Annotated in this window: 13 protein-coding genes; 5 read left to right on the forward strand and 8 right to left on the reverse strand. The window is 40.8% G+C overall.

Annotated features, from left to right (window positions below; genetic code table 11):
• Positions 1-38: 38 nt before the first annotated feature.
• From pdxY to anmK, 4 genes are all read right to left on the reverse strand, one after another.
• Positions 39-917, reverse strand: coding sequence for a pyridoxal kinase PdxY (gene pdxY, locus Xind_RS01190; protein ID WP_047681405.1), 879 nt, complete (start codon positions 915-917; stop codon positions 39-41).
• 124 nt (positions 918-1041) lie between these two features.
• Entirely contained in the window at positions 1042-2313 is a 1272-nt protein-coding gene (tyrS, locus tag Xind_RS01195) for a tyrosine--tRNA ligase (RefSeq protein ID WP_047681408.1), read from the reverse strand.
• 203 nt (positions 2314-2516) lie between these two features.
• Positions 2517-3170 carry a pyridoxamine 5'-phosphate oxidase gene (gene pdxH / locus Xind_RS01200; protein ID WP_187649300.1) on the reverse strand — a complete coding sequence of 218 codons (654 nt, stop codon included), beginning with the start codon at positions 3168-3170 and terminating at the stop codon, positions 2517-2519.
• A 41-nt stretch (positions 3171-3211) separates the two neighbouring features.
• On the reverse strand, positions 3212-4324 hold the full coding sequence (gene anmK, locus Xind_RS01205; RefSeq protein WP_187649301.1) for an anhydro-N-acetylmuramic acid kinase: 1113 nt from the start codon (positions 4322-4324) through the stop codon (positions 3212-3214).
• Between the two features lie 334 nt (positions 4325-4658).
• Between anmK and Xind_RS01210 the strand changes: the two genes are divergently transcribed.
• Entirely contained in the window at positions 4659-5132 is a 474-nt protein-coding gene (locus Xind_RS01210; RefSeq protein ID WP_047681417.1) for an outer membrane lipoprotein, read from the forward strand.
• Between the two features lie 80 nt (positions 5133-5212).
• Here the strand turns inward: Xind_RS01210 and slyA are convergent, their stop codons facing one another.
• Together slyA and Xind_RS01220 are read right to left on the reverse strand one after the other, a co-directional pair.
• A complete protein-coding gene (gene slyA, locus Xind_RS01215) occupies positions 5213-5650 on the reverse strand; it encodes a transcriptional regulator SlyA (protein WP_047681420.1) in 438 nt (145 codons plus the stop codon).
• A gap of 699 nt (positions 5651-6349) precedes the next feature.
• Positions 6350-6589, reverse strand: a complete 240-nt coding sequence (locus Xind_RS01220) for a DUF1289 domain-containing protein (RefSeq protein WP_047681423.1) — start codon at positions 6587-6589, stop codon at positions 6350-6352.
• 259 nt (positions 6590-6848) lie between these two features.
• On the opposite strand from Xind_RS01220, the gene gloA reads away from it, so the two are divergent.
• Positions 6849-7256, forward strand: a complete 408-nt coding sequence (gene gloA / locus Xind_RS01225) for a lactoylglutathione lyase (RefSeq protein ID WP_187649302.1) — start codon at positions 6849-6851, stop codon at positions 7254-7256.
• Positions 7257-7381: 125 nt separating this feature from the next.
• Positions 7382-8038, forward strand: coding sequence for a ribonuclease T (gene rnt / locus Xind_RS01230; RefSeq protein ID WP_187649303.1), 657 nt, complete (start codon positions 7382-7384; stop codon positions 8036-8038).
• A gap of 172 nt (positions 8039-8210) precedes the next feature.
• Here rnt and Xind_RS01235 read toward each other — a convergent pair whose 3' ends face one another.
• Positions 8211-8552 (reverse strand): Grx4 family monothiol glutaredoxin, encoded by a 342-nt coding sequence (locus Xind_RS01235; RefSeq protein ID WP_047681431.1) that lies wholly within the window; start codon positions 8550-8552, stop codon positions 8211-8213.
• Between the two features lie 365 nt (positions 8553-8917).
• On the opposite strand from Xind_RS01235, the gene sodB reads away from it, so the two are divergent.
• Both sodB and purR read left to right on the forward strand, forming a co-directional pair.
• Positions 8918-9496, forward strand: a complete 579-nt coding sequence (gene sodB, locus Xind_RS01240) for a superoxide dismutase [Fe] (protein WP_047681434.1) — start codon at positions 8918-8920, stop codon at positions 9494-9496.
• 530 nt (positions 9497-10026) lie between these two features.
• Positions 10027-11052 (forward strand): HTH-type transcriptional repressor PurR, encoded by a 1026-nt coding sequence (gene purR, locus Xind_RS01245; protein WP_047681436.1) that lies wholly within the window; start codon positions 10027-10029, stop codon positions 11050-11052.
• A gap of 3 nt (positions 11053-11055) precedes the next feature.
• Here purR and punR read toward each other — a convergent pair whose 3' ends face one another.
• Complete coding sequence (punR, locus tag Xind_RS01250; protein ID WP_047681439.1) at positions 11056-11964, reverse strand: DNA-binding transcriptional activator PunR; 909 nt, start codon at positions 11962-11964, stop codon at positions 11056-11058.
• Between the last annotated feature and the right edge of the window lie 94 nt (positions 11965-12058).

A 12058-nucleotide genomic window follows, 5' to 3' on the forward strand; every position in this document is an offset into this window, starting at 1 on the left:
CCCAGGATGAGCATGAACAATACTGGCTGTTTTTATACTTAATCAATTTGCACGGCACTGAATTTATGGGTCGGGGTTACCATCTTGTCCTGAGCAGCTACAAGCTGTAACTCAAACTCTCCTCTTTTTTGCGTTTCCAGCATGACTTCATAAACTCCTGCGGTAACATGTTCCAACGCAGCCTGCAATGCTGAATTTGTTAAAGACGGGCTTTTCAGTAGGTTAACGAGGAATAAGCCGCTGGTTAAATCACCTATTCCAACGGGTTGACGTTCACCGGTATCGATCAATGGTCGGCTGATATGCCAGCTATTTTCTTTAGTTACCAGCAACATTTCGAAATTATCTTTTCGGTAGCCTGCACGACTAAGATGTTTAACCAAAACAATTTTAGGGCCTTTTTCACACAGTAAACGGGCTGCGGATATTGCTTGTTCTACCTCTTTGATTTCCCGCATAACCAGTGTTTCAAGCTCCAGTAAATTAGGGGCAATGATATCACTGACAGGTAACGCCTTTTCAGTAAGGAATTCGGCCACTCCCGGAGCAACAATGCATCCTTTTTCCGGATGTCCCATAACAGGATCACAGAAATACCATGCCTCAGGATTAGCTTGTTTAACCTGTTTCACGATATCAAGGATATAGTTTCCCTGCTCCGCCGAACCAATATAACCACTCAGTACGGCATTACAGGATGCTAATTTATTAATTTCACCAATTCCCTGCACAATTTCAGCCAGATGCTCCGGCGGCATCACACAACCACGCCATTGTGGATATTGAGTATGGTTAGAAAACTGAACCGTATTTAATGGCCATACGTTCACTCCCATACGACACATCGGAAAAACAGACGCGCTGTTTCCTGCGTGACCAAAAACAACATGAGACTGAATTGAAAGAATATTTTTCATGATAAGGCCTGGTTTATTATTTTAGGAGCGATGCTTAAAAACCATGTTTAAGAACCATAAGTGGCTTAACAGGCAGATATTTTAAGGGCAACAGTACGTTGCCCTTTAGTAACACTTTTATGGATTATTTCCAATTAATGAGGCAGTAATGTTTTTTACCACGGCGCAGTAAAGTATAACGTCCAAACAGACGGTCATTATCGGTAAACACATACATAGGCTCAGACTGTTTTTCACCATTAACGGAAACCGCATTGGAGCTGATCATGGTCCGCGCCTGCCCACGGGAAGGAACAAATTCAGCGGTCACCAAAGCCTGTTGCAAATCAGCATCCTTCTCAAGTTCAATTGCCGGCATACCATCCTGCGCTAATTGTGCAAAATCATCTTCGGTCAAATCGGCGACAGCGCCAGAGAACAAGCTTTCAGTAATGCGTTTCGCCGCAGTAAGACCCGCTTCACCATGTACCAGTCTGGTAACTTCTTCGGCCAGAACATACTGAGCTCGCGGAGCTTTACTGCTGTTCTTATCTTCTTCTTCCAATGCGTTGATTTTCTCAATGCTGATGAAAGTAAAAAATTTCAGGAAACGATACACATCAGCATCTGCTGTGTTAATCCAGAACTGATAAAATTTGTATGGGCTGGTTTTCTTAGGATCCAACCAAACTGCGCCACCTTCTGTTTTACCGAATTTGGTGCCATCAGATTTAGTAATCAGAGGTACTGTCAAACCAAATACTTGTTTCTGATGTAAACGGCGTGTCAAATCGATACCTGACGTAATATTGCCCCATTGGTCTGAACCACCGATCTGCAATTCAACACCGTATTTTCCATTCAGGTTAGCAAAATCATAAGATTGTAACAGGTTATAAGAAAACTCAGTGTACGAAATACCAACATCATCACGGTTCAGGCGCTGCTTCACCGCTTCTTTATTGATCATCTGGTTAACGGAAAAGTGCTTGCCTATATCACGCAGAAAAGTCAGTACATCCATTTCGCCAAACCATTCATAATTGTTGGCTAATTCTGCACCATTCTCACCTTCAAAATCGAGGAATGGTGAAACTTGTTTCCGAATTTTTTCAACCCACTCTTTGACAGTTTCTTCTGTATTTAATTTACGCTCCACAGCTTTAAAGCTCGGATCGCCAATCAGACCTGTCGCTCCACCGACTAACGCTATCGGCTTATGCCCTGCCAGTTGGAATCTTTTTAAACACAGCAAGGGAACCAGATGGCCCAAATGCAAGCTGTCAGCGGTAGGATCAAAGCCGCAATAGAGAGAGACCGGACTTTGCGCCAGTCTTTCCGCTAACGCCTCTTCATCCGTTACCTGGGCAATAAGGCCCCGCTCTTGCAGTTGTTTAATCAGGTTATTGCTAGACATCAATGACTCCATCGGTTTGTATTCTGTAGTTATACCCTTTGTCTTTCAAGTTGCAGGCTTTATCGATTATGTTCACTGATTGCTGCACTGCAACTTGCAACCTATTAGGCATATATAATTGTCACAATTTGCTATAAATCGCGCGCTATAGCATAAAACGCCAGTAATATAAGTGCCAGTATTAAAAATGGTAATTGGTACAGTTAAGGCGCCAAACGATCAATATGCCACTCATCTCCTTCACGTTGGTACAGAAAACGATCATGAAGACGACTAGCACCTCCCTGCCAAAACTCTACTGAATCAAACTCAACCCGGAATCCCCCCCAGAAACTGGGTAACGGCACTTCGCCATTCTGAAATTTCTGCTTAAGTTCTAAGAAGTTACTTTCTAAAATACTTCTGGCCGAAATACGAGAAGATTGTTGTGAAGCCCAAGCTGCAATCTGACTATCTTTCGGACGGCTGTGAAAATATTTCACCACTTCAACAGGTGATAAACGTTCAGCTTTTCCCAGGAAACTAACCTGTCGCTCAAGCTGATACCATGGGAAATGGAGACTGATACGGTTATTTTGAGCTAAATGTTTTGCCTTCCGACTGCCAAGATTGGTATAAAACACCAGACTACGGGTATCAAAGTGTTTTAATAAAACAATACGCTGATAAGGCTGACCATGCTCATCAACCGTCGCAATACACATTGCCGTTGGATCGCTGAGTTTGGCTTCACAGGCCTGTTTGAACCACAGTTCGAACAAATCCATCGGCTCTTTAGTAAGATCTTTCCGCCGTAATCCGCCACGCATATATTCGCGGCGCAATTCTGCTATATGAGTTTCATTATGCTCTGACATTTTTAGCTCTCGATTCCTGAATGAGTATCAGCATAACATTGTTATCTATCAGCAACAGGATAAATTGCTCCTAAAATCGTTGCCCTGTCGGCACCAGTTACTGATGGTAAGTTACCCGGCAGCCCAGACATTGTACGGAATGCCAACCAAGCGAATGCTAATGCTTCCATATCATCACCACTCAATCCATATTTATCTGTTGTAGCAACTTCAGTATCAGGCAACAAAGCAGACAATCGATGCATGATGAACGGATTTCTGGCACCACCACCACAAACCAACAAACGTTCACAACCATCATTCAGTAATACCTGCTCGGCAATACTAACTGCTGTCAGTTCAGCTAGAGTGGCTTGCACATCCTCTGGTTTGACATCAGGAAAATCAACCAATTGTTTTTCCAACCATACCATATTGAAGTATTCACGCCCCGTACTTTTCGGCGCAGTACGTGCGAAGTAAGGATCAGACAACATTTTCTGTAGTAAATCCTCGTTGACGTTCCCTTCATCCGCCCATTGTGCATCTTTATCATAAGGCAGTTGTTTATGACGCCATGTCCAGGCATCCATCAGCATATTCCCCGGCCCGGTATCGTATCCTTTGACAGCAGAATTTGGCAGAAGCGCAGAGATATTGGCAATACCACCAATATTAAGAATCACACGCCTTTCTGCCGGATGCCCAAGTACCGCCATATGGAATGCGGGAACTAAAGGTGCTCCCTGACCACCATACGCCATATCGCGGCGGCGAAAATCTCCTACAGTTGTAATGCCCGTTAATGCTGCTACACGGTTATTATCACCGATTTGTATGGTAAAAGGTTTTTCGCCGTCCGGTTCATGCCATACAGTCTGACCATGACACCCAATCGCTGTAATATCATTTGCAGTTAACCCGGCTTTATCTAATAATCCTTTTACTGATTCAGCAAAAAGCGTCCCCAGTTCATAATCAAGCTGCCCAACTATTGATAATGTTGTCTGCTGCCCCTGACAAATAGAAAGTAATTTTTGTTTAAGTTCCTGAGGAAATGGATGGCTATAACTTTCCTGCTGTGTAACCGCCTTATCACTAATCTCTGCTAAAATAACATCAACCCCATCCATGCTGGTGCCCGACATCACGCCAATATAACGTCCTGACTTCATAAATATTCTCCTATTTAAAGAATGGATTACATTTGTAAATAAATTCCGTGTAACTATAAAACACATTGATTTGGACTATATATGCTTAACAAGCAATATAAGAGATAAAATCTGAGTTTTGGAGGACTCTTCACAAAACATGCTAAACTTTTGGTCAGGAATTATTCCTATTGGAGTTCATCGAGAAATTTATTATATATTTAGAGATAAGCCATTAGTGTATAGAATAAGTAACTCGCAAAATTATTATGCTTGTTACTGACCATAGTAGCTGAATGCTTGGTTGTAGGTTTATTATCAGTTTTCCCCCGTAGCATTAAAATTAGGAGTAACTATGTTCAAACGTTTCCTGGTTGGTGCAGTTGTAGTGACAACATTATCCGGATGTGCTGACATGGGAGCACTTTCCAGCGACACCTACTCGATTGGTCAAGCCAAACAAATTCAAAACGTTGCCTATGGCACTATTCTGTCCGTCCGCCCGGTGACTATTAAAGGTGGTCAGTCTGGTGACCCGAATGTACTGGGTCTGATTGGTGGAGCTGTTTTAGGTGGATTATTAGGAAATACCATTGGTGGTGGTTCTGGTCAAAAGCTTGCAACAGCCGCAGGTGCTATCGCTGGTGGAATGGCAGGTCAAGGAATTGAAGGTGTTCTCGATAAAACAAAAGGTGTTGAATTGGAAATTCGTACTGATAGCGGAAGGAATATCGTTGTGGTACAGAAGCTGGATCAGGTTGTATTCAATAAAGGGCAACGAGTTAAAATCGTCGATAGTGGCGACTCGACAACGGTATCACCTATTTAACATTGTTCAATGTATATTTAAACAGAAAATCGCGGAACTAAATCTTGGTAATCCGTGATTTTCTGTTTATCGATTGATTTTTATATTACCTGTTTATGTAATTGGTTAATATTTTTTTCGATTTTTTTTATTACAGAAGCAAGCAGAATTAGCTCATCATGAGTAATTCCCTCCAAAATTTCTTTCCTCGTCAAACCAATAACACTATCCACTTCTTTGATAAAATTTTCCGATTCTTCGGTTAATTTGATTCTTTTGGCACGCCGGTCATTAGCACATGTGTGCCTTGTAATGAGTTTTTTTTCTTCTAATTGATCTAAAGTTCTTACCAAGGACGGTTGTTCGATACCAATAGCTTTCGCAAGTTGTATCTGTGACTGCTCCGGTGGTAACAGACTAATATTATACAGAGTAACCCAATGTGTTTGAGTTAATTTCAACGGCTTCAAACGATGATCAATTAAAGCGCGCCAAACACGAACTAAACGTGCCAGGTCTGATCCCAATGTCAATTCCAATTACCCCTCCTTATAATTAGAGACTCATATAACATCAATGAATTATCCAATCAGTTTATTCATATGAATAATGGATACGCATCCTATATCACGCTCACATAAGTAGAGTCAGATATTTCGCTAATTACTTAATTTAGTGTCGCGTTGGCGTGTTACTTACGTTTCACAAACAAAAATAAAGTTGACATCTTCGTTGCCCTAAAAAGCGAAGTTTTACGGCACATCGAATAAAATCGCGCATTAATCCACCAACGATATAAACTGTATAAAATAATCCTTCAACTAAACTATTAAAATTTTAAATATCAACGAAACAAATACAAACTCTAAAAAATAGATACAGCACCACTCGGCTAAAGTTCTATAAGAATAACCGCCATCCAAATACTAATCTATATATTTTTACATTAATATCATTTTTCTCTTACAGTTACAGCCAATAAAAAGACAAAAATCATTAAAAACAATAAGATAAATAATTAGCGTGATTATTGTTCAATAATTGATTATTTGATAAGAAAATTTTACCGAAAGACTTTAATTAGTCAACTGTTGTAATATTTTTTAATGACCTATATCAAATAAAAGACATGTAATATGAATAAAATATCATTTTATTACAGTAAAGCTTCCTAACCTTATGGGAAATATGAAATATTATTCATATAAACAATTTTCATTAACAGTTAAGACAGAAAATCAAAATAATCCAAGCTGTTTTGATGGTTCACCTTCATCATGTTCTTTATTCCTTCTCATTCGCAGATATCTATCACGACATAACCGCAATACTTCTCTTTTTTGTCCATCTGATAATTTCATCCACATAAATCGCTCCTCCCTACTGCGATAACATCCCCGACAGAAACCACGAGTATCAGATTCACAAATCCCTTTACAAGGGTTCGGAATAGCAAAAAACTCTAATTGCTCAGCCATGTCATCCTCCTGTACTCAGAGTTACCTAAATAATATCTATGACAGAATTGCAACATTACCCAGATTAAGTTCAAGCCAAATATTGAACTACAAAAATAGTAATGATTAGAAACAAAATAGATGAAAGGACGAATTGAATTACTTTATCTTTACCATATATAGTTAATCAAACATATGCAGTCAGAGCGCAAAATTTCACCACTACGTTATTTCGCGATATCGCCATTTGATTATAAGACCATAAATTCAAGAGGTAATCATGCGTCTACTTCATACAATGATCCGTGTTGGCAATATGCAACGCTCGATTGATTTTTATACTAAAGTGATGGGTATGCGTCTACTTCGTACTAGTGAAAATCCAGAGTATAAATATTCCCTCGCTTTTGTAGGTTATACCGATGAAAGTCAAGGTGCTGTCATCGAACTGACCTATAATTGGGGAGTTGAAAACTACGAAATGGGAACCGCATTCGGTCATATCGCCTTAGGCGTTGATGATGTTGTAGCAACTTGTGAACGTATCAAACTTGCTGGCGGGAAAGTCACTCGCGAAGCAGGGCCAGTTAAAGGTGGAACAACTATTATTGCTTTTGTTGAAGATCCTGACGGCTATAAGATCGAGTTAATCGAAAACAAAAGTGCCACCAGTGCATTAGGGCGTTAATTATTCTTCTCTACAAAAGGGCATCTTGCATGCCCTTCATTTCTCAACTGGATAAATATTACTTCTGCAAGACAACGTAAATTTTGTCATAATATCCGCTATCCTGAAGTTAAGAACAAAATCAGATGTCTAATACAAAAGATCAAAACATACTAAGCGGACGTTTTCGTGGCTATTATCCCGTTGTCATTGATGTAGAAACTGCTGGTTTTAATGCACGGACAGATGCTTTACTCGAAATCGCTGCAATTACTTTAAAAATGGATGAAGAAGGTTGGCTGGCACCTGCTGATACGCTACATTTCCACATTGAGCCCTTTGAAGGAGCCAACCTTGACCCGGCAGCTTTAGCATTTACAGGTATCGACCCTACCAACCCATTACGGGGAGCTGTCAGTGAATATACAGCGTTACATGCTATTTTCAAAATGATCCGCAAAGGCATGAAAGACAGTCATTGCAACCGCGCAATTATAGTTGCCCACAACGCCAGTTTTGATCACAATTTTGTTATGGCGGCAGCAGAACGCTCTGGTTTAAAACGCAATCCATTTCACCCTTTTGCCACTTTTGATACTGCCGCATTAAGTGGATTAGTGCTAGGCCAGACAATTCTGGCTAAAGCTTGTATTACAGCAGAAATACCTTTTGATAGTAATCAGGCACATAGTGCTCTGTATGATACAGACCGGACTGCCCTGCTTTTCTGCGAATTGGTTAATCGCTGGAAACGGCTTGGTGGTTGGCCGTTGGCTGTGCCAGATCACAATAATGAAACCTGATAAACTGAGCGCCTTAAGATAGGCGCTCAGTTTATAACTCTATAACGATTATCACCCCATACCTGTTGCCACAACCTAACATTGCCATGGAATATTACCGTCAATAAATATGATTATTCATGCTAATTGTGTATGGGGCTTTGTTGATTCAAAACTTTACTGAGACAACAAATTACTGACTGTCTTCCTGCTCACGGTATTTATCCGCAGTCTCTTTGAGCAGAACCTGTAATTCACCACGTTGATACATTTCAATCAGAATGTCACATCCCCCAATTAACTCACCTTCAACCCAAAGCTGAGGGAATGTTGGCCAGTTTGCATATTTAGGCAACTCTGCGCGGATATCAGGGTTTTGCAGAATATCTACATAGGCAAAACGTTCACCACAAGCAGACAAAGCTTGAACTGCCTGAGCAGAAAAACCACAGCTTGGCAGTTTTGGTGAACCTTTCATATACAGCAGGATTGGGTTTTCTTGAATCTGGCGTTCGATTTTCTCAATTGTCGTCATTTTTACTTCCTTAAACGGCAGGCGCTGTTTATCAGCATCAGAAAAGATTGATTCAGAATACCACTTTCTGATGCTGATTTGCTACCGTGAACACACTCCTGCAAATTTTTTGTTCTGAACAATAGGTTGTAACTAGTTGATATTTTCATCCTTAATAAATATTAAAATCAGTAAAATTGAATGCTTCTACGTCAAATCGCCACTAAATAACATCATTTCCCCTGTTATTTAGCAGAAAAATTGTTAAGATAATTACCAAACAAAATAGCAACATGATAATAAGCTAAAATTTGCTCTATCCATGATTAATACGCTACAAGTCATGGTTTATAAAGCCAAAAACCCGATATTAAAAGGAGTATGCAATGTCTTTTGAATTACCAGCATTACCTTATGCTAAAGATGCCTTAGAACCTCACATCTCAGCAGAAACTCTGGAATATCATTACGGTAAACACCACAACGCTTACGTTGTAAACCTGAATAATCTGATTAAAGATACTGGGTTTGCCGGAAAATCACTGGAAGAAATTATCAAATCCTCTGAAGGTGGTATCTTTAATAACGCAGCACAAGTCTGGAACCACACCTTCTATTGGCATAGCCTGTCACCAAATGGTGGTGGTGAACCAACTGGTAAAGTTGCAGAAGCCATCAATAATTCTTTCGGTTCTTTTGCTGAGTTTAAACAGCAATTTACTGATGCCGCACTGAAAAACTTCGGTTCTGGCTGGACATGGCTGGTTAAGAAAACCGACGGCAGTCTGGCTATCGTCAATACCTCCAACGCAGCAACTCCATTGACTGGTGAAGATAAACCAGTTCTGACAGTTGACGTTTGGGAACATGCCTATTACATCGATTACCGCAATGCACGTCCTCAATATCTGGAGCATTTCTGGGCTCTGGTTAACTGGAAATTTGTGGAAGAAAATCTGGCTTAATTAATTCACCAGTTAAAATGACAAGGGTAAGTTTTTCCGATTCAACACACTTAATTTCATTTAGTAAGTGCCCTTTGAGTAGTGAAAAACTTACCTTTACTTGCCTTAAAGTAAAACAGACAGCATTTCACCTTGATATTGTTTCCCGACCTTGATTAGATCAGGCAAAGTCCCCCCAGAAAAACAATCATGATTAATGCACTACAGGCAGTCAATAATCCCAATTTCAGATCTGTATCCATAAGCCATCCTCACCATGAAAATTAAGACTCAGCGACACCATAAATTTTGTTTGGCTATTTACCTCAGAGGTTAAAAAAACCACACTGTGATATTTAATGCATATACTTTATAGCATTGATTACTACTTTCACTTTTGCGCTAGATCAGACAAAATTCAGGGTTTATCGCTAAATTGTTGTCAGTTATCTTCCTATATATAAATATAATACTGGCAAATGATTAACAAAGATCTATATCCAGATGAAGGGTATACAAATTTAGACCTAAGGTCAGGAGTCCTTTTTATCATGGCAACGATTAAAGATGTGGCCAAACGCGCTGGTGTTTCAACCACAACCGTATCCCATGTTATCAATAAAACCCGTTTCGTCGCCGAAGATACAAAGGCCACAGTGTGGGCTGCCATTAAAGAACTGAATTATTCCCCCAGTGCTGTTGCCCGTAGCTTGAAGGTTAATCACACCAAATCTATCGGATTACTGGCAACATCAAGTGAAGCACCTTATTTCGCTGAAATCATAGAGTCTGTCGAAAATAGTTGTTATAGCAAAGGTTATACTTTGATTTTATGTAATTCCCATAACAATCTCGACAAACAAAAAGCTTATCTCGCTATGCTGGCACAAAAACGCGTTGATGGTTTACTGGTTATGTGTTCTGAATATCCTCAACAACTGTTGGGAATGCTGGAAGACTATCGCAACATCCCCATGGTAGTCATGGATTGGGGTGAGGCCAGAGGGGATTTCACTGATGCAATTATCGATAATGCTTTCCATGGTGGTTATTTGGCCGGTCGATATCTGATTGAACGTGGTCACCGTGATATTGCTGCTATTCCCGGATCATTAGCCAGAAATACCGGAGGCGGACGTCATCAAGGTTTCCTCAAGGCGTTGAAAGAAGCCAATATCACTATTCGGGAAGAATGGATTGTTCAGGGGGATTTTGAGCCTGAATCCGGTTATCAGGCGATGTATAAGATCTTAAGCCAAAAACACCGCCCTACGGCCGTGTTTTGTGGAGGAGATGTCATGGCAATGGGGGCGATCTGTGCTGCTGATGAGATGGGGTTACGTGTTCCACAAGATATCTCTGTCATTGGTTATGACAATATTCGCAATGCCCGTTATTTTACACCAGCGCTGACAACGATTCATCAGCCTAAAGAGCGTCTGGGGCAGATGGCTTTTTCCACGTTACTTGATAGGATCATTAATAAACGTGAAGATGCACAAACTATCGAAGTCCATCCGCGCCTTGTTGAACGGCGCTCTGTTGCAGATGGCCCTTTCATTGATTATCGTCGTTAACAATTAATCCTCTTGTAGCCATTCAGCGTTGAGTGTTGCACTATCTCCAAGATAATCAAGCAACCAGCTTAATGCAGGTGAATGGCTTTTTTGCGACCATGTCAGGCAACATGGGCTATCAGGTAATGGTTGCTCAAGTTCAAGCAAGCTGAGTTTTCCTTGACGAATGAGCGGCAAAGCACGATGTGTGGGCACCATTCCCACACACAGTCCATCCATCAGGCAAGCCAACCCCGCATTCCAATCAGGAACAACTAACCGCCGTTGATTATCCAAAGCCCATGTATTACGTTTGGGCAAATTGCGTGAAGTATCTTCAAGGCACAAGCTAGGATAAGCCCTCAATTGGTCATCATTTAATCTTTCTGTTATAGAGGTTAACGCATGCTCAGGACTGGCAACACATAACCACGGCATGAACCCCATATCCCTGAAACTATACCGTTCCCCGACCGGAGAAGCGCGAGTGGCGCCAATAGCAACATCAACGCGCCCATCCACCAGCGCATCCCATACCCCATTAAAAACCTCAGGATAAATAAATAACTCGATATCCGGAAAATGGCGGTAAAAATCCAGAATAAGCTGGCGTGTCCGTTCTGGTTTCACCACTTGATCAACAGCGATACTGAGTTGCCCACGCCAACCATTCGCCACTTGCTGGCATTGATGACGAGTATGATACATTTTTTTGATAACAGAACGCGCTTCCTTTACGAAGATAGCCCCTGCCCCGGTTAATTCCACATCGCGATGACGACGTTCAAATAAAGGCACTGCCAACCATTCTTCAAGTTGTTTTATTGTATAACTGATGGCAGAAGGTACGCGGTGAAGCTCTGATGCTGCTGCACTGAAACTTCCTGTTCTGGCTACAGCATCAACAACTTCCAGAGAATATTCAGACCACATATTTCTTCCTTTTAATTTTTTTCACAGCATTATGCAAATAATACCGTTTCACAAGCAAAAATTACGCCATATAAAATAAACCGTATATTCTCTT

The sequence above is a fragment of the Xenorhabdus indica genome (assembly GCF_014467235.1).
Lineage (GTDB): Bacteria > Pseudomonadota > Gammaproteobacteria > Enterobacterales > Enterobacteriaceae > Xenorhabdus > Xenorhabdus indica.

Excerpts from the sequence above, each read along its gene's own strand:
- Xind_RS01220 (WP_047681423.1), bottom strand. The coding sequence starts at position 6,589 with ATGGCTGAGCAATTAGAGTTTTTTGCTATTCCGAACCCTTGTAAAGGG.
- tyrS (WP_047681408.1), bottom strand. The coding sequence starts at position 2,313 with ATGTCTAGCAATAACCTGATTAAACAACTGCAAGAGCGGGGCCTTATT.
- pdxH (WP_187649300.1), bottom strand. The coding sequence starts at position 3,170 with ATGTCAGAGCATAATGAAACTCATATAGCAGAATTGCGCCGCGAATAT.
- anmK (WP_187649301.1), bottom strand. The coding sequence starts at position 4,324 with ATGAAGTCAGGACGTTATATTGGCGTGATGTCGGGCACCAGCATGGAT.
- pdxY (WP_047681405.1), bottom strand. The coding sequence starts at position 917 with ATGAAAAATATTCTTTCAATTCAGTCTCATGTTGTTTTTGGTCACGCA.
- Xind_RS01235 (WP_047681431.1), bottom strand. The coding sequence starts at position 8,552 with ATGACGACAATTGAGAAAATCGAACGCCAGATTCAAGAAAACCCAATC.
- rnt (WP_187649303.1), top strand. The coding sequence starts at position 7,382 with ATGTCTAATACAAAAGATCAAAACATACTAAGCGGACGTTTTCGTGGC.
- Xind_RS01210 (WP_047681417.1), top strand. The coding sequence starts at position 4,659 with ATGTTCAAACGTTTCCTGGTTGGTGCAGTTGTAGTGACAACATTATCC.
- gloA (WP_187649302.1), top strand. The coding sequence starts at position 6,849 with ATGCGTCTACTTCATACAATGATCCGTGTTGGCAATATGCAACGCTCG.
- punR (WP_047681439.1), bottom strand. The coding sequence starts at position 11,964 with ATGTGGTCTGAATATTCTCTGGAAGTTGTTGATGCTGTAGCCAGAACA.
- purR (WP_047681436.1), top strand. The coding sequence starts at position 10,027 with ATGGCAACGATTAAAGATGTGGCCAAACGCGCTGGTGTTTCAACCACA.
- sodB (WP_047681434.1), top strand. The coding sequence starts at position 8,918 with ATGTCTTTTGAATTACCAGCATTACCTTATGCTAAAGATGCCTTAGAA.